The organism is Hahella sp. KA22, assembly GCF_004135205.1.
Lineage (GTDB): Bacteria > Pseudomonadota > Gammaproteobacteria > Pseudomonadales > Oleiphilaceae > Hahella.
The window spans coordinates 766902-785349 of record NZ_CP035490.1 but is presented as its reverse complement, the minus strand read 5'-3'; the positions used below and the strand labels follow the sequence as shown (position 1 = coordinate 785349).

Here is an 18448-nt window from a genome sequence, read left to right as displayed (position 1 = left end):
GGGTCCTGCAAGCAAAGGTGTCTCATGTCCTCCGACTCTCAGGATCTTAATAATTCCCGCGATCTTCAGCGCCGCCTCAAAAAGCTGAGCAAAAGCGAGCTGACTCAGTTATTGCTGGAGTTGCACGGCAGACATGAAGAGGTGGACGCCTTTATTGACTTGTTCCTGCTCCGGCGCTCTCCCGCCGCGTTGTCCGCCAACCTGAGCGAGCGTATCCAGACGATTGGACAAAGTCGGCAGTTTATCCGCTATGGCGAAACCTTTGGTTATGCGGCGCAGTTACAGCAATTGCTGCAGGATATCGATGCGAGCCTGATGGAGGAATATCCGTTACAGGCCTGCGACATACTGGCGGAGTTCATCACCACTCACGAAAAAGTATTTGTGCGCAGCGACGACTCCGCCGGCGCCATCAGCGACGTTTATCGCGAAGCGGTCGCCATGATGGCCAGAGCCATTGCGTCAGCGCGGCGGCGTCAGCGCTTTCCTGAAGGCTATTGGTTAAGCCGTTTCGCCGAATGGCGCAATAAGGACGCCTGTAATCTCTTGCTTGGTTTATTGGCCTCAGACAAAGCCTGCTTTACTGACAGCGAGTTGAGTCAACTGGCCTGGCGTTATGAGCGCCAGCTGCGTCAGGCGGTGAAAAAAGGACTGGCGCCCCAGGACGATTACTTTCGCGAAGCCTTGGCCGGATTACAGGGAACAGCTCAGGCGATGAACGACCCGGACCTGTACGCCCAGGCGGTAAAGCTGGCCTATCCCGAACTGAGCGATTTCTTGAAGATCGAGCTGGCGGAAAATTATTTGAAAGCGTCCGAGCCGGACAAAGCGCTGGCCTGTCTGGACACACCAGAGGCAGAGAATCCGGACCTGCTGAAAATACGTCTACAGGCTTATGAACAACTCGGGGATCGCGTCAACAAGCGCGAGGCTCTGCAACGCCTGTTCAACCTGGAGCCGACGCCAGAACATTTGCAGGCGCTGCTGCAACTGGCTCCGCGCGAGGAGCGTGAAGACATTATCGACGACGCCATTCAAAGCGCGGAGCAGGCCGGCGACGGCGCATTGGCGGCCAGCTTGTTGTTGGAACTGCAACAGCCGCAAAGAGCGCTGGCGCTGTTGCAACAACAAGGCGCAGCGCTACAGCAGTATTACCATGGCGACCTGCTGGCGTTAGCGGAGCGATTCAAAGAGCACCGTATTGGTCTGGGCGCCATTCTTTGCTATCGCGCCCTGCTGGAGGATATTCTCAATCGCAGTTACGCCAAGGCTTACGCTTACGCCGCCGATTACATGAAAGAGCTGGCGGAGCTGGACGCCGCGGCGCCGGACTATAAAACTGCGCCTGACCACGGCGCGTTTCTGGCGGAGCTGCGTCGCGCGCACCCGGATAAAGCAGGATTCTGGAGCCGGGTGGATGGCTCTGTATTGCTGCGCAGCGTCTGATTGCAGCTTGCACATACGCGTTTCAAAGTGCTTTGCGCAATGCGCGACGAGTCTGACGCAATATTATAAGTATCTGTTTTAGAAGGAGCTTATTAATGGCCTGAGTCTTGCCCATTATCGATAAAACTTTAATGGAGCAAACCTTTATGACTCATGCCCGACTTACAGCGCTTACTTTGACGCTGACGATCTCATCCTTGTTTATGCAGGGATGCGGCGGTGGAGGCGGCGCCAGCGGTTCGACTACGACTGACAGCGCCCCTGCTCCGCAGACGACGGACTCCAGCGCATCCTCCACTCTTTCAGCGACCCTCAACGACAACCGGATCTCACTGGACGCTTACGTTAACAAACTGGCGGTCGTCACCATTCCCGACTCGTTGCTCGTCGAATCCCGCTTGTTTCTGAAGCTCTACGATGACCCCGGCGCGCCGCTTTTTCTGGGAGAAATTATCCCGGTGCAGAATGGGCTGCTCTACGAATACCGCTTGGAAGTCAGTCTGCTACAAGGCCAACGTCAGCTGCATTACGACCTCTTTGGCGACAGCGGAGCCGTTCCCTCTGTGACAGGAGAAATTGCGCTATGAGAGGTTACAACCGCCTTGCTTTATGCCTGTCGCTGTTGGCGATTCACGCGTCGGTCTCAGCAACCACCGTCTCCAAACGCCTGAATGATGTGATTGAATCACGGGGAGTAGGCAATATTAACGTCATGGACGTCGCTGGCAGCCAGCCAGACCTGACCAGCGCCGAGCTGGAGGCGTTCCGCCAGGATAATGACGGCCGCCTGGTCTTCGCCATCGACGTCAACGAAGCCGCTAACGGCGCCGAAAAAGCGTCATCCCAGGGCGTCGCCATCAACAGTCTGGAACTGATCGTCGAAACTGCCGGCGTCACTCATGTCTTCACTGACTTCTGGAGCCAGAGCCAAACTATGCTCGCCCCTAAAGGCGAGCAGCAGCGACAGTTGCGCTACACCCTGATTGGCGACACCGGGTCCAGCCGCATTACCCCCAATACCGACAGCGATATCTATGGTTCGGACTTCGACGCCACCGTTTATGTCCCCGTCGATCTTGATCTGACCGGGGCGACCTCGGTCACACTCAATATCCAATTCATGGATACGCAAGTGCAACTGGGCGACCCCGAAGCCTTCTACGATTACTCCAATGGATATGAAGACATCGCCATCCTCTCCGCCGAAGACGCTGCATTTCTGGATCAATTGCAGGCGGGCTGGCTGGAAGCGCCGTTAGTGATCAGGCCTGGAGATTCCGACCTGACGATGGCGAGCGCGCAATACTTTCCCAGCGCCAGCCAGTACTACATCGTCGCCTTTGAGGATTGTTATCCAGACCGGGGCGACTATGACTTCAATGATTTGGTGGTCGCTTTTCGCGTCAATGCGGGTTTCAACAAATACGGCAAAGCGGTGCAAATATTTGGCGAAGGTTTTCTGATCGCCAAAGGCGCGGAGTATGACCTGGATTGGGGACTGTCTTTCAATTTGGGAGCTATCAGCGGCGCCGCCACGACACAAGTGCTATCCCCCGATACAGGCGTAGCGATAGAGGCGGAAAGTCTTACAACGACGGTGTCCGGCCAGACTGACCTGGCTTTGTTCACCGCGATAAAGAGCTTATGGAGCCCCATCGCTGGCGCGCAGTTTATCAATACCGAACCGGCGCAACCCATCATTCAAGGGCCAGGCTTCACCTTCACGATTGCATTGGATACACCCATGGAGACATTATCTCCCGGCGCCTTCCGGCCCTATCTTTATGTGCGTCCTAACTTCCAGACCGTCTACGCCGGCATGGATTTCGTGAACGATCAGGGCTACCCCTTCGGCCTGATCCTACCGGACACTTGGTCGCCCCCCACGGAGCGCACCGACATGGGATTGGCCTATACGGATCTGGTTGACTATATCGAGTCCGATGGCGCCGCCGCGCTGGATTGGCACGCCAACAAAAATCCCGCTCAGGTAATGACTATCCCGCGCTCAAGCTGGCAATGGCGGTAATTCCGCTATGGCGAGGCGGGGCTTTTGTCCGACCCATTGAGAAATCGCCTGCGGTTTCTCAGGGTCTACGCCCTCGAAATAATGCACTTCATCCCAGGCGCCGAACTCACGTCGCAATTCGCCGGGCTGCAATAGAAAGTCAGGATTGGAGGGGCGGCCGTACTGCGGCTGCTCCCATGTAAACGTTTCGTAGAAGAGATAGCCGCCAGGGGCCAGTGCGCGTCTCAACAAGGGAAACAGCGGACGATGCAGGTAGCGGAACACCAGAATCGCGGAAAAACTATCGTCGTCCAGGTCCGGCAGGCGCGTCTCCAGGTCGATGCACCAGATACGTCCCGGCAGCCCTTCCTGCGACAACACCTCGGCGATGCCGTCCAGCGCTTCAGCGTCCCGGTCGGCGAAGACCACGTCCCGCCCCCGGCGCGCCAGCCACAACCCATTACGGCCATGTCCGCAGGCAAGATCAAGCACCGGCGCTACCGGCGCGTCACGAAACGCATCTTGCCAACTGACCAGTAAAGGCGACGGTTCTTCATCATGACAATACATCTGTCATCCTTTCATATCCGAGAGTGAACGCATCACGCGCCGATGTAATAAAGAATAGTATCTAATTGAACCCGGGGCATGGGAAATTACCACGGAAGCCACGATGATCGCAGTCAGCAGCCAGCGATCCGCAGAGGGATACACGCCCAGCATAGAGAACAGCACGAATTTGGAGAGAATCACTGCGCCGCGAACCTGCACCAGCCATAGCCAGTTGGAAAGCAAATCGAGGAGCAGCATCGCCAGGCCGCTGGCCAGGGCGAACATCCAGAAGCCCCGCCATTCTTCCTGTCCATGGCCGAACCAGATGCCGCCGCACACGCCGGCGACGCTGAGAATATGCAGCGTACGCAGCGCTATCTTCAACCAGCGTTTGCCGGGAAAATCGCCGATTACGCCTGAGGAAGGGGCGTCACTCATTGGGATTGGGCTGATCTGTTCTGGAATGTTCCTGAAAGTATTCGTTATACAGCGAGGTTACACGATCCAGGTAATGATCTAAACATTTGTCTTTTTGGGTCTCGAACGTCTCTTGCGCGGCCCTGAGCTCCAGCAGACGGTCCAGTCGAAACTCGCGATATTCCTTCCTGAGACGACACCAGGCGACCAGGGTCCAGGTGCGCCCCCAGAAAAACATGCCTAACGGCTCCAGCCAGCGTTCGCTTTCAACCCCATCGACCCGTTTGTAACGCACCCAGATCAAGGTTTTTTGCCTGATGGCAGCGCGCAGCTCCTCGCCAAACTGGGCGGTTTTGGCGTCGACAAAGAATTGTGGAGAATAAATCTGGGTCTGTTCGCCCATGCGTTTCAGGTGCGAGGGCAGTTCCGCCAGAATCTTCTGCAAGGCGTGAGTGGCGGCGCGGCCCATGGCGCGATCGCTCCAGGCCTGCACCATGCGCATTCCCAGCAGCAGCGCTTCCAGTTCGTCTTCTTGAAAGTTGAGCGGCGGCAAGGTGAAGCCCCTCATCAACCGATATCCCACGCCGGCTTCGCTTTCGATAGGCACGCCGGACACCATCAGCGCCTGAATATCGCGATAGATAGTGCGCTCCGACACCTCTAACTGCTCTGCGATAATCCTGGCGGTGGTGGCCCCACGCCGGCTGCGCAGAATGGTCACGATTTGAAAAAGACGATCAGCTCTGCGCATCCGGGAAAGAATTCCTCACGACATAGGAAATTTCGGCTTTCAGGCGGTCGTTGAACAACCAGAATCGTTCGCCACCTGCAGATGCCGCATTGTAACGGAAGTCGGATCAATATAGCTCATAAAGCCGCGCGTCAGCTCTGACGTCATGAACATTTCCCCCGCTTGTTTAGCGGCGTCCATGTCTTGCCAGTACACGATGTCAGTCCAGCTGTTTTCCTGAGGGTTCTCGCACAGGCTGCGATACAGGAAGCCGTCGCGGTCTCTAACGAACGCGTTGACGCCCTCGCTGGCTGCGGCGAATGCGCCTTTGTCCGCGTCAGGCAATAGTTTAAAAGTTACAAGCTCTACGATCTGGCTCATGCTCAGTCTCCTTGATGGAAGTGATATTAAAAACACGGAGACAGCATAAAAAAGAGCTCCTGACAGCATACTGTCAGGAGAAATGGGGGTTGAGGATAAAAACGTTGCGCGACGCGATGGCCGCGCTGAGTCAGACCGGAACGTCGCTGAGGTTGGCGGCGATCATCGGCATAATGGAGGCTACCAGGAGAAACGACATAGTCAGGTTGAACACACGCTGTTGTCTGGGTTGAGTCAGCACTTTTTGCAGGATCGCGCCGCACAGCATCCACACCCCGACACAGGGAAAGCTGACGGAGAGAAACGCCAGGGCGATCACCGCCACCTGCGCGCTCATATCGCCACTGACCGTAGTGAAAGCCGCCACCGCGCCAATCGCCATGATCCAGGCTTTGGGGTTCACCCATTGAAACACCGCCGCCTGCCAGAAAGTCATAGGCTTGACGTCTTTGTCGGCGCGGATGGACGTATCCGTCGTGGCGATTTTCCAGGCCAGATACAACATATAAGTCACGCCCACCGCTTTAACGATGATATGCAGCGCCGGCGCCTGGGCGAATACAGTTCCCAGACCCAGACCTACTGCGGCGACCATGGAGGGAAAGCCCAGACAAATACCGAGGAAGTGCGGCAGGGTGCGGCGCACGCCGAAATTGACGCCGGAGGCCATCACCATGATGTTATTCGGCCCGGGGGTAACAGTGGTGGAAACAGCAAACAACAGTACGGCGAAAAATAATTCCATGATGACGACTCCCCGCCGAAGCGGAATAACTGCAACTACCGGAATGCGCGAGTTAAAAGAAACCTTAGCGCGTAGGGATTTGCAAAGCTGTAAGGGTAAAAAAGCCTCCGGACGTGGCGTCCGGAGGCAAAAAATACGAGGGTAAACTCGTATGGGAAGACAAAAATGCTTAACGATCTCGCCTCAGTGCGACCTTAGTCGCGCCAGAAGGGCTTTCTGGCTTCTGCTTCCGCCGCTTCGCGGGTCAGACCAATGTCATCCAGCATGCTGTCCGACATCACTGACAGCTGATGCCGGGTATCGATATTACGGCGCCATTTGCCAATTAAATCTCTCAAACCATGTCTTGCGGCGTCATGTGCGCTATGACTGTCGGAAGGCGCCGCATTCCGACCGAATTTTCCAAAATGTGCTACGGCCATGCTTCATCTCCTCTGCTCGGACGCGATCCGGACAAATCTGTACTCCTGGTCGCGCCTTAATTTTCGCCACCAATCTAGGATGCATACTTTATCGCCCTTTTTTGAGCCGTTACAGATTCAAAAACCAAACATGTTGACCATAACAGATTTCCTAATTACCCTTCTGTTATGGTGTTAACCGGCTAAATCTGTACTGCTTATGGAAATGAATCTTTATGCGCGTCTGGCCGATCAGTTGGCGGATCAGATTCGCGAAGGCGTGTTCCGCGTCGGCGACAAACTCCCTTCCGTACGTCAAATGGCGAAAAAACAACAAGTCAGCATCTCCACCGTCAACACGGCGTACGGCGTTCTTGAGGATCGCGGCTGGATAGAGGCGCGTCCCAAGTCCGGCTACTACGTGCGCAAGCGCAAGGAGGACCGGCTCGCCACCCCGACGCAGACGCGCCACACGCCCAAACCCCGTCCGGCGAATACCTCACAGTTAGTCATGGAAGTGCAGCGCGACGCCGCCGCCCGCAAAGGGGTGAGCATGAGCGCGGCGATTCCCGCTCTGGACTTCCCTATTCTCAAGCAGGTACAGCGCACCTTCGCGCAAATGGCCCGCAGCAAGACGTTTCTGGGCATTGGCTACGACTCACCGGAAGGCGTACGTGAGTTTCGTCATCAGATCGCCCGCCGCGCCGTGGACGCAGGCGTGTTTATTTCCCCGGAATGCATCATCACCAGCGCTGGCTGCCAGAACGCCATGGCGTTATGTCTGCGGGTGCTGACCCAGCCTGGCGATATCGTGGCGGTGGAATCTCCCTGCTATTACGGTCTGCTGCAAATGATCGAGACCTTCGGCCTCAAGGCGCTGGAGATCCCCGCTCATCCGCAAACCGGCCTGAGCCTGGAGGCGTTGCAGCTGGCGCTGGAGAAATGGCCGATCAAAGTTGTGCTGACCGTCGCCACCTTCTCCAACCCCATTGGCTCGCTAATGCCCGATGAGCGCAAAGCGGAGCTGGTGAAAATTCTCGGCCGTTACGATATTCCGCTGATTGAGGATGACGTGTACGGCGACCTGTATTTCGGCGACCACCGGCCCAAAGCGGTCAAAGCGTTTGACCCGGACGGACGGGTGCTGCTGTGCTCCTCGCTATCGAAGACCATCGACCCGCAGTTGCGTCTAGGCTGGGTGATGCCGGGCCGCTATTTCGAAGCAGTCAGTCATCGCAAGTTCATCAACAGTATCGCCCTGCCTACCTTGCCGCAGATGGTGATGGCGGAAGTGCTCTCCCAAGGCATGTACGACCGCCACCTGAGACAGGCGCGCGAGTGCTATCGGCAACGCTTCGCTCGGCTGTTGGACCTGGTCAACGAACATTTTCCCGAAGGCACCCGCATCTCCCGTCCCCAGGGCGGACTGGTGGCCTGGTTCGAGCTGCCGCGAAAGATCGACACCACGCAACTGTATCACCGCGCCCATGCGGAAGGCGTCATGCTGGCGCCCGGCGAACTCTTCTCTATTTCAGGCCAGTATCGCCACTGTTTCCGCCTGAATTACGCCCAAGGCTGGTCGCCGGAACGGGAGCTGGCGGTGCGTAAGATCGGCCAGTGGGTGAAAGAAGAGCTACAGTCGTCCTGATTCTCCCCCTGCGCAAGTCTCAGAGACGGGAGCGTTCGCAGGATTTATACTGGATGCTCTCAAGACCACTCTGCAGCAGGGTATCGCCGCCATGAACGACGCCACAGACGACCGCCATAGTGAAGAAACCGCCGAATGGAAACCCCAGTTCGGCCTGCGCAACCGGCACGTTCAGTCGCTGTTCGCCTCGGTTAAACTGCGTCGCCCCATGATGGCGAAACGCGCTCAGGAGGTATTGGATCGCGCCCAGCCTTATATCTTCGACTGCGCTGAAGGAGGCAAAATTCACGGCCTGCTCAGTTGTCGGGAAGACAAGCCGCGCAAGCTGGCCGTATTGATTCATGGCTGGGAAGGCTGCGCCGATTCGCTGTATATACTTTCCCTTGCGGCGCATCTGTATAACGCCGGTTACGATATCTTCCGTCTGCACCTGCGCGATCACGGTCCCACCCATCATTTGACGGAAGAGCTGTTCCACGCCAACCGCCTGGACGAAGTCTGCGAGGCCCTTAATAAAATGCAGACGCAACTGGAGCCGGAGCAGTGGTATCTGGCCGGTTTTTCTCTGGGCGGCAATTTCGCCCTGAGAGTGGCGACGAAAGTTCAGGAATTTGAACTTAAATTAAGCAAAGTGGCGGCGATCTCCCCCGTTCTGGAGCCGATGCACACTTTATGGGCTCTGGAGCATGGTCTGCCGATCTATCGCAGTTATTTCCGCAAAAAGTGGTTACGTTCGTTGCGTAAAAAAGCGGACAACCATCCCGGCTTAATCGACTACGACGCCTTCTATGACCGTAAAAGTCTGACGGAAATGAGCGACTACTTTGTCGGCGCCCATACGCCCTACGCCAACTCCGAAGTATACTTCAAAGGCTACGCCGTCACCGGCGAACGACTGCGCCAGATTCAGGTGGAAACCCGTCTGGTGCTGGCCGAGGATGATCCGGTGATCCCCGCGCGGGACCTGGACCACCTCAACGGCAACCCGCTACTGAAAATAGTGCGCTCTCCCTACGGCGGCCACTGCGGATTTATCGAAAATTTCAAAATGGAAAGTTGGGCGGACCGTTATATCGCCGACTTTCTGGGGGAAGATGCGCAACGCTGATCCCGCTCGCTGAAAACATGATTTTGAACAGGCACGAATTACCTATGTCGAAGAAAAGCGCAAAAAACTCCGGACTGGTTTACTCCACAGAGTTTGGTCGGATGTGTCCGGATTGCGGCAAACCAGTGGACGCCTGCGTTTGCGGTCAAACCGCCGCCCCCCAGGGCGATGGCGTGGTGCGGGTCAGCCGTGAAACCGCCGGTAGAAAAGGCAAAGGCGTCACGGTAGTGAAAGGCGTTCTGCTGGCGGGCGAAGAATTAAAGAACCTGGCCAAGCATCTGAAACAGAAATGCGGCGTTGGCGGCACAGTCAAAGACGGAGTGATTGAAATTCAGGGCGATCATCGTGATCTGATCGTGGAAGAGCTTAAAAAGAAGGGTTTCACCGCCAAGAAAGCCGGTGGCTGACAAAGCGGCAAAGCATGGCGGCGCCCTAAACAAACCTTGATCGCATTTTGCGATTACGTCTATAATTTGTTCATTATCGACACTCAAGTTGTTGGAGCCCGCCATGCCCCAGTCCGTCCGAATCGACGACCTTCTCATTGACAGCGCCAGGCGTGAAGCCAAAGGCGCGCACCGCTCCGTCCAGGGCCAGATCGAGCACTGGGCCAAGATTGGCCAGATGGTGGAGCGTTCCGGCGTTTTATCTTATGAGCGCATCAGAAACTTCCTGTCCGGCGAGATGCAGATAGACAACCTGAACAACGACGAGCGACTGATGGCGTCCCGCACGCTGTTCGATCAGTTCATTGACGACGACTTCAGCTCGGTGACGGACGAACTGAAAGAGCGCGATGACAGTTATTACGGCAGCGAGGACGGCGAATCAATCAAACGTTACGAGCCCTGACTGACCCGATCGTCATTCATCATACGGAAACACAACAATAAGGACGGAGAGTGAGACGTAAACCGGTTTTATGGGTCCTCGTCGGCGGCAACGGCGCAGGCAAAAGCACTTTTTACAAGCACAAACTCGCACACCTGGACATCCCTTTCGTCAACGCGGATGAGATCGCCAAAGGTTACGCCCAGACCATTGATGACGAAGTCACCTTACGGGCGGCTCAAGAGGCGCAAGCGCTGCGCGAACAGCTCTTGCGCGAGCGGCGCTCCTTCTGCATGGAAACCGTATTTTCCCACCCATCCAAAGTCGACCTTTTGCTGTCAGCCAAGCGCCATGGCTATGAAATCACGCTGGTTTACATTCATTTGCAGCTGGAAGACCTGCACGTCAACAGAGTCTCCCAGCGCGTACGCGCTGGCGGCCACGACGTGCCGGAAGAGCGTCTGCGCCGCCGTCTGCCAAGACTACGGGAAAACGTCAGCGCTGCTATCAATTTCGTCGACTTCGCGTATTTCTTCGATAACACCAGCGCAGAAGCGCCTTATCAGTTTATCGTCAAACTGGAGCATGGCCGTCCAGTACAGTGGGGAGAGACTACGCCAGACTGGGCGCTGCGCATGATTGCGGACTAGCGTCAGCGTTATCCCGCTATTCTATCTCACTCAAGGGCGCATCCGGTTTGGCGTAACTCAGTCGGGCCAGGCGCTGGCTGCGGTGATAGCTGTCGAGCCCGGACAGCGCCACTGTTTCGGCTTTTTCGATATCCACAAAACCATCCTGCATCAGACACTCTGACGGCAACTGCACCTGCAGAATTTCGCCGATCACCAGTTCGGTTCCATTGATGCTGAGGTGGTGATGTTCCCTCAACGCCATGCCCAGCGAAATTTTGCTTTCTTTCACATAGGGCGCGGCGAAGTCCTCCCGCCAGGCTTCCGTCAGTCCCACTGCGGCGAACTCGGAAACCTCTTTGGGATAGCGGGCGGAAGTCTGGTGAGAGGGACGGTAAATGCCCGCATGCACCTGGTTCAACGTGTAATGCCCTGTTGCAAGGATATTTTCCAACGTATGCCGTTCAACCGAATGGGGTCGAATGATCATGGCCACCAATGGCGGATGCGCGCCTATGTGCGTGCAGGAGCTGACGATAGACAGATTGGTGCGTCCCTCTTTGTCCACCGTGCCCACCAGGTTCGCGCTCTTGAACCCGGAAAGAGAGTTGATAAAGGCCACCCGATACAAGTGCGGCATCGTTTCGATATCTTCACGGTTGATCAGCATACGACTCCCATTCTGCGAATAATGACGACGAACCCGTCACTATACGCGCATTTTCCGCTTCAGGTTCACTTCAACCCACTGCTGCAGAGGCCCATCTGGCTTAACGGCTCCCATAGACATCAGGACATCTAACGCCGCTATCTTTCGGTGTTATTGAATAATGAAATAATAGTAACTATTATCATTTACATTATTAGTATTATTCACCAATAGGAACCGATCCCATGATGCGCCCTTGCAAACTCGCCGCAGCTCTCGCTGTTCCGCTGTTTATGTCCGCCTGCGCCGGGCAGCAGACTTCCAGCACTAGCCAAGTGGTTGAACCGAAACAAGTTGTCGATCACTTCGCTAACATGGCGCACGCCATGTATGAAGATTCTCTGCTGGCGGCGACGCAGTTGAACAAGTCCATCGACGCATTCCTGGCCAACCCCACCCAGGCCAATCTGGATGCAGCCAAAGCCGCCTATGCACAGGCGCGGGTTCCTTATCAGCAAAGCGAAGTTCTGCGCTTTGACGTAGAAAACGGCCATGTGACGGAAGGTCTGGGCGCAGACGGCGGCCTCGCCAGCATCGACGCCTGGGAAGGTCAGGTTAACGCATGGCCGCTGGACGAAGCCCTGATCGACTACGTTTCCGGCTCCTATGAAGGCGAATACAACTCACCCAAGAACATTATCAACAGCACTGGCGTTTTCACCGTAGGCGGCCAAAGCGTTGACATCTCGACCATCACTCCGGAACTGATCGCCGGCATGAATGAAATCGGCGGCGCGGAAGCCAACGTCACCAGCGGCGTGCATGCGATTGAGTTTCTGCTGTGGGGCCAGGATCTTAACGGTACTGGACCTGGCGCCGGCGCACGTCCCGTCAGCGACTACTACACCAAGTCCAGCCAGGGCGCCTGCACCAGCGGCGACAAGAAATCCGACCACAAGATCTGCCAGCGTCGCGCGCAGTACCTGAAAGCCGCAGCGGACCTGCTGGTCAGCGATTTACAGGCCATGGAGGCGGAGTGGACGCCCGCCGCCGGCGCACAAAAAGGCACTCTGCGTAACGACTTCCTGACCCGTGGCGACGGCCTGCAGCGCATTCTGGACTCCATGGGCGATCTGGCTATCGGAGAACTGGCCAGCGAGCGTATGAAAGTCGCCATCCTGTTCGGCAGCACTGAAGACGAACACGACTGCTTCAGCGACCTGACCCACATCGCTATCTACAACAACGCGATGGGCGTCGTAGACGCATACCGCGGCAGCTATACCCGCCTTGACGGCAGCGTGGTGAGGGGGCCCAGTCTGGCGGATCTGGTGGCGCATCAAAACCCCGTGCTCAAACAGCAGATGGATGAGCACATGAGCCTGATCGAGAGCCGCATGCGCGCTATCGTCGACAAAGCGGAAGCGAAGTCCGGCGGTAAAAAGTTCGACCAATTGGTCGGCGGCAGCGCGGAAGACAAAAAACTGGTGCTGGACGCCGCGGCGGCGCTGGTCAGCCTGGAAGAACCTTTGAGCGAAGGCGTTTCCAAAGTGCTGGCTCTGAGCCTGCAGGAATTCGACGCCGGCACCTGTCCGACTGAGGACGTGGGCGACTGCGAATCCTGATCCTGATATAAATCACGGCGGTCGGGTGAAAATCAGGTAAAATCCCCAGCCGACCGCCGTAATCTCTGAATAATTAGCTGTGATGAAATAATGAAAAAATCGGGACCAACACCCTTTTACCCACATCCATTATCTAAACTCCCCGGGAAGCGCCAAGGCGCTTTTTTTGCGTTTATACAGGGCGCTTTTTTGATTACAGCGTCCTCCTGCGCCACAGCGATGGATTACGATCTCGCCACCCAGAAGCAGTCCGGCGGAGACACCACCGTACCGGCGACGCACGCCGGCGCATTCAGTCTAAATTCCGCCAATATGAGCTCCCGTCGCAAAGGCGACTTCCTGATTGGCAACGACTTTTTTGAAGACCCCTGGGTCATCGCGCCGGCTACGACAGATCTGCGCGACGGTTTAGGGCCTCTTTTCAATGTCAGCGCCTGTCAAAGCTGTCACTTTAATGATGGTCGCGGCCATGCTCCCGCCAACGCTTCGGACGACGCCGACAGCCTGCTGATCCGTTTAAGCCGACCGGCGCGTAACGCTGAAGAGCAAGCGCTATTGAACAAACCCGAAGTGGCTAATCTGGGCGACCCTGTCTACGGCGGCCAGTTGCAGGACCGCGCTATTCCCGGAGTATCGCCGGAAGCCCGCATAGAAGTCAGCTACAGCGAAGAGACCGTGAGCTTCGCTGACGGCTTCAAGGTCAGTCTGCGGCGGCCGCAGTGGCGTCTGCGCAACTGGGCCTATGGCGATCCTGCGGACGACCTGACCCTGTCTTTACGGGTGGCGCCGCCGGTAATTGGTCTGGGCCTGCTGGAAGCTATTCCCCAGGCGGATATCGAAGCTCTGGCGGACCCACAGGACAGCAACCATGACGGCGTATCCGGGCGTCCCAACCGGGTTTGGGATGTGGAGCAAAAAGCGCAAACGCTTGGGCGCTTCGGCTGGAAAGCCGGACAACCCACTGTCAAACAGCAGACGGCCGGCGCTTTCAATGGCGACATGGGCCTCACGTCCTCTCTGTTCACTGCGGACCATTGCACAGACGCCCAGAGCGCGTGCAAAAAAGCGCCCAATGGCGCGGATGAAAACGGCATTGAAATTCGCGACGACATCCTCGATTTCGTCGCCTTTTACGGCCGCAATCTGGCGGTTCCCGCACGTCGTAACATCGAGGACAGCGTCGTACAAACAGGCCACCGTCTGTTTCGAGAGGCCGGCTGCAACGCCTGTCACAACGAGTCTTTCGTCACCGCGAAGCTGGGCAAAGATCATATCGAACAATCCGAGCAGACTATTTTCCCTTATACAGACATGTTGCTCCACGATATGGGCCCGGACCTGGCGGACCTGAAACTGAACGGTTCTCCCGCGCCTGCAGACGAAGTCGTGGAGCATGACGCCACCGCAACGGAATGGCGCACGCCGCCGCTTTGGGGCGTGGGGTTGAGCCAAGTCGTCAATGCCCAGGCGACTTATCTGCATGACGGGCGCGCGCGCACCTTGCTGGAAGCAGTGCTTTGGCACGGAGGCGAAGCGCAACAGTCACGGGATAAAGTGCTGGCGTTTAAAGCGGATGATCGTGACGCGCTGGTGAAGTTTTTGGAATCTCTGTAGAGGAGTCCGCTTTTGAATTCTAAATCGACAAGTCTATTCGGACTGTTCCGCGCTGGCGTCCTGGCGGCGTCCGCGCTGACGCTGTCCTCAGGCGCAGCGGGAGAAAGCTTTGAGAAGGAGTACCTGCAGATTCTAAAGCAGGCCAGAAGCAATATGATCGTTCCCGCCCACCAAGAGCTCAGCGCCAAAGTGCAGACGCTCAAAACCAAAGCGTCCGCTCTGTGCGAGGCGACGAACGCGCAGTCTCTTGAGCAAGCGCAACAGGCATGGCGCGATGTTATGCAAACCTGGATGAGCGTATCGCTCATTCAGTTCGGTCCACTGCAGGAGCAGGACCGCCGCCTGCGTATGCAAAGCTGGCCTATCCGGGAAAAGCTGCTGGAGCGCGCTGTAGAAGGGCTGGCGTCCGGATCAGACCCGCTGCAGGACGCAATCAACAACGGCAGTATCGCTATCCAGGGATTGCCCGCTGTCGAGTACCTGCTGTTCGGCAAAGACGCACTCGGCAAACTGCAGTCGGCTGATCACGGCGCCCGCCGCTGCCAGGCTCTGACTGCAATCGCCGACCACAGCGTTGCGCTGGCGACGGAGCTGGAAAAGGAATGGACAGGCGGCTTCGGCGACAATTTCGAAAATCCCTTTGAAGCCGATGGCGGTCTCAGCGTGCCTCAGGAAGGCGTCGATGAGTACCTGAACGGGCTTATGACCGGAATCCAGCAAATCACCGCCAACAAAGTGGCGACGCCACTGGGGCTGGAAGGCCGCGCCGCCAAGCTGAAAGCCCTGGAGTCCTTCCACAGTCGCAACTCCATCGCCAACATCCGCCACAACCTCAGCGCGCTGAGAGGCTTCTATATGGGCGGCGACGGTTATGGCTTTGACGACTTCCTGCTCTCACGCGATAACGCCGCCATGCATAAAAAAATCACCGGACTGCTGGATGAGGTTGATACGCAACTGGCGCAGATCGACTTCGCTCTGGAAGACGCCGTGCATGATGCGGAAAAAACCGCCAAGGTTAAAAAACTGCATGAAGCGCTCCGCCAGCTGCAGGCGACCGTGGAAAAAGAACTGTTTCCCGCTATCGGCGTTACCCGGGATTTCAACAGCGAGGATGGGGACTGATATGCGCACCAAACCCAATCACCACTCCCAACTGACCTTAACCCGCCGCCAACTTGCCCGCGGACTGGCGCTTGGCGGACTGGCGATGGCCGTCCCTGGCTGGGCGTTCGCCGCCAAACAGGCAACCAGCGGCAGCGCCGCCGCAGGCGCGCTGTTTTCATCCGTGAACGGCGCTGGCGGCGACTCCCTCCTGATATTGTGGAGCCTACAGGGCGACATACTGATGGAACACGCCCTACCTGGACGCGGACACGGCGTGGCGCGGCATCCGTCTGGCGAAGAGTTCGTCCTGGTCGGCCGTCGTCCCGCCCGCTTTGCGGCGGTAGTCCGCCGTCAGGCGGATGGCGAGCCCAGCTATGAAGAGTTCTCCAGCGCGGAAGGCAGACACTTCTTCGGTCATGCCTGCTATTCCCGCGATGGCCGCTATCTCTACACCACGGAGAACGATTACGCCAGCGGCCGTGGCGTCATTGGCGTTCGCGACGCCCAGGACGGCTACCGTCAGGTGGGCGAGTGGTCCAGCGGCGGCATCGGACCGCATGAGCTGCGTTTATCCGCAGACGGCAAAGCCCTGGTGGTGGCCAATGGCGGCATCCTGACGCATCCGGATAATCCACGGGAAAAACTGAATCCTGACGCCATGGAGCCCTCGCTGGCTTATATCGACATCGCCAGCGGCGAACTATTGGAGCGCTGGGAGCTGGAGGATAAAAAGCTCAGCATTCGTCATTTGGATGTGGCCGACGACGGCACAGTCTGCTTCGGCTGTCAGTACGAAGGCCCTATCACAGATACGCCGCCTCTGGTCTACATGCACAAATCCGGTTCGCCAATTCAGGCCGCATCGGCTGAATACAGCCTGTGGCGCAGCCTGAAGAATTACACCGGCAGCGTGGTGATCAATTCACAGCTGCGCGTGGCGGGCATCACCTCTCCCAGAGGGGACTCCATCACCTTATGGAATCTGGACGCACATAAATGCGTTGGGAAGATTAGCCTGCCGGATGTCTGCGGACTCTCGTTGACGCCTGACGGTAAAGAATTCCTGGCCAGCAGCGGCGAAGGGGAAGTGATCCGCGTCGACCCGCTGACAATGAAAGTTGAACAACACTGGTCTGTCGCCGGCACACGCTGGGATAACCACATGACGTTGGCGGGCTAGCCCCGCAAGTCGTCAGCGCCATTCTTCCGCCAGGGTCAATACGGCCCTGGCGCGCTCTGGCAAAGCCCAATCTCCCTCTTCTCTCGACGTCACCCCGTGACAGGGCTATTATTTGGGTCCGCTGTCCCCCCGGAAGGATTGTTATGCCGCAGACCATCGCTTTGATCGACACTCTCAAACGCACCCTCAAAGCCCAAGGGAAAACCTACGCTGACGTCGCCGCCGCTTTGGAGTTATCCGAAGCCAGCGTCAAGCGCTTGTTCTCCGAACGCAGCTTTTCACTACAGCGGCTGGACCGGGTTTGCGAGTTCCTCGGTATCGAAATCTCCGATCTGGTGCGCAGTATGGAAAACAGTTCTGGAGAAATTACGGAACTGACGGAGGAGCAGGAAAAGGACCTGGCCGGCGATATCAACCTGTTACTCACCGCCCAACTGCTACTGAATAAATGGACCTTCAAGGAAATCATCAGCACCTATCAGATCGAAGAACTGGAAGGCGTGCGGCTACTGGCCAAGCTGGACCGTATGAAGCTAATTGAATTATTGCCGGGCAACCGGGTGAAATTGAAAATCTCCCGACATTTCTCTTGGCGTCCTCATGGTCCCATCCAGCAATTCTTTGAGCAACAGGTGCAAAACGAATTTCTGCAATCGCGCTTCAACAAAAATGGAGAAAGCCGACTTTTCCTGAGTGGCATGCTGTCACGACGTTCTAACGCGGAAATTCAGCGTCGCATGCAACGCCTGGCGGCGGAGTTTCACGCCTTGGTGGCGGAGGATGAAGCCATCCCACTAAATGATAAATTTGGCACCGCCTTCGTCATGGCGATACGCCCCTGGGAACCGCAGTCTTTCACTCGACTACGACGCGAGCCCTCCACTAAAAAGTTCTAATTCAATAACGAAGAAGGGACCAACGACTCCTTGCCGCCAGTCCCTGTCTCTCACGAGCACATACTCGATTCCTTTGTCCACCTGAGAAGGAGATCATAGGGAACAAAGGCTATTTTCAGTCATTTCCGACCTGTTCCCATTTGCGTTGATGAGCATTCGGATATTCGCTGCTCCGTTTGTGTTCGTAGCGCATGCTACGCATGTCTTGAGATTGTGGACCCGCGGCGGTTGCTTCACCTTTCTCGATATAATACTCCGCGATCATCTCGTCCATATTTTGAACTTCAAGATTTTCCGCTCTGGTATTGGCGATACTTCCATCACTGGCCAGAACAAAAGAGCTGGACACCGCTAGCGCTAAACCAGCGATAAATCCTACTGATTGTTTAGTACACATACGTCACCTCCTCAGTTTTTGGGAGTTTTGTTGTTCCTGCTGCGCCAAAAATTACGCTCTCTTTTTCAGTTTGGACCATAAATT

21 protein-coding genes are annotated in these 18448 nt (G+C 56.6%); 13 read left to right on the top strand and 8 right to left on the bottom strand.

The window, feature by feature from the left end:
• Positions 1 to 24: 24 nt before the first annotated feature.
• The 3 genes from EUZ85_RS03485 (at position 25) to EUZ85_RS03475 (ending at position 3475) form a co-directional block, all read left to right on the top strand.
• Positions 25 to 1446 (top strand): DUF6880 family protein, encoded by a 1422-nt coding sequence (locus tag EUZ85_RS03485; RefSeq protein ID WP_127967939.1) that lies wholly within the window; start codon positions 25 to 27, stop codon positions 1444 to 1446.
• Positions 1447 to 1592: 146 nt separating this feature from the next.
• Positions 1593 to 2033 carry a hypothetical protein gene (locus tag EUZ85_RS03480; RefSeq protein WP_127967938.1) on the top strand — a complete coding sequence of 147 codons (441 nt, stop codon included), beginning with the start codon at positions 1593 to 1595 and terminating at the stop codon, positions 2031 to 2033.
• On the top strand, positions 2030 to 3475 hold the full coding sequence (locus EUZ85_RS03475; RefSeq protein ID WP_127967937.1) for an LruC domain-containing protein: 1446 nt from the start codon (positions 2030 to 2032) through the stop codon (positions 3473 to 3475). The genes EUZ85_RS03480 and EUZ85_RS03475 overlap by 4 nt, the downstream gene beginning before the upstream one ends.
• On the opposite strand, the gene EUZ85_RS03470 is transcribed toward EUZ85_RS03475, so the two are convergent.
• From EUZ85_RS03470 to EUZ85_RS03445, 6 genes are all read right to left on the bottom strand, one after another.
• Positions 3455 to 4024, bottom strand: a complete 570-nt coding sequence (locus EUZ85_RS03470; RefSeq protein WP_127967936.1) for a class I SAM-dependent methyltransferase — start codon at positions 4022 to 4024, stop codon at positions 3455 to 3457. The genes EUZ85_RS03475 and EUZ85_RS03470 overlap by 21 nt on opposite strands.
• A gap of 3 nt (positions 4025 to 4027) precedes the next feature.
• Positions 4028 to 4444: a hypothetical protein gene (locus EUZ85_RS03465; protein WP_127967935.1), complete on the bottom strand. Its 417-nt coding sequence runs from the start codon at positions 4442 to 4444 to the stop codon at positions 4028 to 4030.
• Entirely contained in the window at positions 4437 to 5174 is a 738-nt protein-coding gene (locus EUZ85_RS03460) for a YafY family protein (protein WP_127967934.1), read from the bottom strand. The genes EUZ85_RS03465 and EUZ85_RS03460 overlap by 8 nt, the downstream gene beginning before the upstream one ends.
• A 39-nt stretch (positions 5175 to 5213) precedes the next feature.
• A complete protein-coding gene (locus EUZ85_RS03455; RefSeq protein ID WP_127967933.1) occupies positions 5214 to 5534 on the bottom strand; it encodes a hypothetical protein in 321 nt (106 codons plus the stop codon).
• 130 nt (positions 5535 to 5664) lie between these two features.
• Positions 5665 to 6279 (bottom strand): LysE family translocator, encoded by a 615-nt coding sequence (locus EUZ85_RS03450; RefSeq protein WP_127967932.1) that lies wholly within the window; start codon positions 6277 to 6279, stop codon positions 5665 to 5667.
• A 194-nt stretch (positions 6280 to 6473) separates the two neighbouring features.
• On the bottom strand, positions 6474 to 6701 hold the full coding sequence (locus EUZ85_RS03445; protein WP_127967931.1) for a DUF1127 domain-containing protein: 228 nt from the start codon (positions 6699 to 6701) through the stop codon (positions 6474 to 6476).
• A gap of 199 nt (positions 6702 to 6900) precedes the next feature.
• On the opposite strand from EUZ85_RS03445, the gene EUZ85_RS03440 reads away from it, so the two are divergent.
• The 5 genes from EUZ85_RS03440 (at position 6901) to EUZ85_RS03420 (ending at position 10917) form a co-directional block, all read left to right on the top strand.
• Positions 6901 to 8328, top strand: a complete 1428-nt coding sequence (locus EUZ85_RS03440; RefSeq protein WP_127967930.1) for a PLP-dependent aminotransferase family protein — start codon at positions 6901 to 6903, stop codon at positions 8326 to 8328.
• 91 nt (positions 8329 to 8419) lie between these two features.
• Complete coding sequence (locus EUZ85_RS03435; protein ID WP_127967929.1) at positions 8420 to 9436, top strand: YheT family hydrolase; 1017 nt, start codon at positions 8420 to 8422, stop codon at positions 9434 to 9436.
• Positions 9437 to 9480: 44 nt separating this feature from the next.
• Entirely contained in the window at positions 9481 to 9843 is a 363-nt protein-coding gene (locus tag EUZ85_RS03430) for a translation initiation factor Sui1 (RefSeq protein ID WP_127967928.1), read from the top strand.
• Positions 9844 to 9946: 103 nt separating this feature from the next.
• Positions 9947 to 10288 (top strand): ParD-like family protein, encoded by a 342-nt coding sequence (locus EUZ85_RS03425; protein ID WP_127967927.1) that lies wholly within the window; start codon positions 9947 to 9949, stop codon positions 10286 to 10288.
• A 50-nt stretch (positions 10289 to 10338) separates the two neighbouring features.
• A complete protein-coding gene (locus EUZ85_RS03420) occupies positions 10339 to 10917 on the top strand; it encodes an AAA family ATPase (RefSeq protein ID WP_127967926.1) in 579 nt (192 codons plus the stop codon).
• Positions 10918 to 10933: 16 nt separating this feature from the next.
• Here EUZ85_RS03420 and EUZ85_RS03415 read toward each other — a convergent pair whose 3' ends face one another.
• On the bottom strand, positions 10934 to 11566 hold the full coding sequence (locus EUZ85_RS03415) for a flavin reductase family protein (protein WP_127967925.1): 633 nt from the start codon (positions 11564 to 11566) through the stop codon (positions 10934 to 10936).
• A gap of 224 nt (positions 11567 to 11790) precedes the next feature.
• Between EUZ85_RS03415 and EUZ85_RS03410 the strand changes: the two genes are divergently transcribed.
• The 5 genes from EUZ85_RS03410 to EUZ85_RS03390 all read left to right on the top strand — a co-directional run bounded on the left by EUZ85_RS03410 (position 11791) and on the right by EUZ85_RS03390 (position 17967).
• Complete coding sequence (locus EUZ85_RS03410; RefSeq protein WP_127967924.1) at positions 11791 to 13170, top strand: imelysin family protein; 1380 nt, start codon at positions 11791 to 11793, stop codon at positions 13168 to 13170.
• Positions 13171 to 13359: 189 nt separating this feature from the next.
• Complete coding sequence (locus tag EUZ85_RS03405; RefSeq protein WP_241566942.1) at positions 13360 to 14784, top strand: di-heme oxidoredictase family protein; 1425 nt, start codon at positions 13360 to 13362, stop codon at positions 14782 to 14784.
• A 12-nt stretch (positions 14785 to 14796) separates the two neighbouring features.
• Complete coding sequence (locus tag EUZ85_RS03400) at positions 14797 to 15909, top strand: imelysin family protein (RefSeq protein WP_127967922.1); 1113 nt, start codon at positions 14797 to 14799, stop codon at positions 15907 to 15909.
• A gap of 1 nt (position 15910) precedes the next feature.
• Positions 15911 to 17071: a DUF1513 domain-containing protein gene (locus tag EUZ85_RS03395; protein WP_164887170.1), complete on the top strand. Its 1161-nt coding sequence runs from the start codon at positions 15911 to 15913 to the stop codon at positions 17069 to 17071.
• Between the two features lie 143 nt (positions 17072 to 17214).
• Positions 17215 to 17967, top strand: a complete 753-nt coding sequence (locus tag EUZ85_RS03390) for a helix-turn-helix transcriptional regulator (protein ID WP_127967920.1) — start codon at positions 17215 to 17217, stop codon at positions 17965 to 17967.
• 115 nt (positions 17968 to 18082) lie between these two features.
• Here EUZ85_RS03390 and EUZ85_RS03385 read toward each other — a convergent pair whose 3' ends face one another.
• Complete coding sequence (locus EUZ85_RS03385; protein ID WP_127967919.1) at positions 18083 to 18364, bottom strand: hypothetical protein; 282 nt, start codon at positions 18362 to 18364, stop codon at positions 18083 to 18085.
• Positions 18365 to 18448: the final 84 nt, after the last annotated feature.

Coding starts and splice junctions, on each gene's coding strand:
- EUZ85_RS03475 (WP_127967937.1), top strand. CDS start 2,030: ATGAGAGGTTACAACCGCCTTGCTTTATGCCTGTCGCTGTTGGCGATT.
- EUZ85_RS03385 (WP_127967919.1), bottom strand. CDS start 18,364: ATGTGTACTAAACAATCAGTAGGATTTATCGCTGGTTTAGCGCTAGCG.
- EUZ85_RS03395 (WP_164887170.1), top strand. CDS start 15,911: ATGCGCACCAAACCCAATCACCACTCCCAACTGACCTTAACCCGCCGC.
- EUZ85_RS03390 (WP_127967920.1), top strand. CDS start 17,215: ATGCCGCAGACCATCGCTTTGATCGACACTCTCAAACGCACCCTCAAA.
- EUZ85_RS03470 (WP_127967936.1), bottom strand. CDS start 4,024: ATGTATTGTCATGATGAAGAACCGTCGCCTTTACTGGTCAGTTGGCAA.
- EUZ85_RS03440 (WP_127967930.1), top strand. CDS start 6,901: ATGGAAATGAATCTTTATGCGCGTCTGGCCGATCAGTTGGCGGATCAG.
- EUZ85_RS03435 (WP_127967929.1), top strand. CDS start 8,420: ATGAACGACGCCACAGACGACCGCCATAGTGAAGAAACCGCCGAATGG.
- EUZ85_RS03460 (WP_127967934.1), bottom strand. CDS start 5,174: ATGCGCAGAGCTGATCGTCTTTTTCAAATCGTGACCATTCTGCGCAGC.
- EUZ85_RS03430 (WP_127967928.1), top strand. CDS start 9,481: ATGTCGAAGAAAAGCGCAAAAAACTCCGGACTGGTTTACTCCACAGAG.
- EUZ85_RS03465 (WP_127967935.1), bottom strand. CDS start 4,444: ATGAGTGACGCCCCTTCCTCAGGCGTAATCGGCGATTTTCCCGGCAAA.
- EUZ85_RS03425 (WP_127967927.1), top strand. CDS start 9,947: ATGCCCCAGTCCGTCCGAATCGACGACCTTCTCATTGACAGCGCCAGG.
- EUZ85_RS03450 (WP_127967932.1), bottom strand. CDS start 6,279: ATGGAATTATTTTTCGCCGTACTGTTGTTTGCTGTTTCCACCACTGTT.
- EUZ85_RS03410 (WP_127967924.1), top strand. CDS start 11,791: ATGATGCGCCCTTGCAAACTCGCCGCAGCTCTCGCTGTTCCGCTGTTT.
- EUZ85_RS03455 (WP_127967933.1), bottom strand. CDS start 5,534: ATGAGCCAGATCGTAGAGCTTGTAACTTTTAAACTATTGCCTGACGCG.
- EUZ85_RS03415 (WP_127967925.1), bottom strand. CDS start 11,566: ATGCTGATCAACCGTGAAGATATCGAAACGATGCCGCACTTGTATCGG.
- EUZ85_RS03445 (WP_127967931.1), bottom strand. CDS start 6,701: ATGGCCGTAGCACATTTTGGAAAATTCGGTCGGAATGCGGCGCCTTCC.
- EUZ85_RS03480 (WP_127967938.1), top strand. CDS start 1,593: ATGACTCATGCCCGACTTACAGCGCTTACTTTGACGCTGACGATCTCA.
- EUZ85_RS03485 (WP_127967939.1), top strand. CDS start 25: ATGTCCTCCGACTCTCAGGATCTTAATAATTCCCGCGATCTTCAGCGC.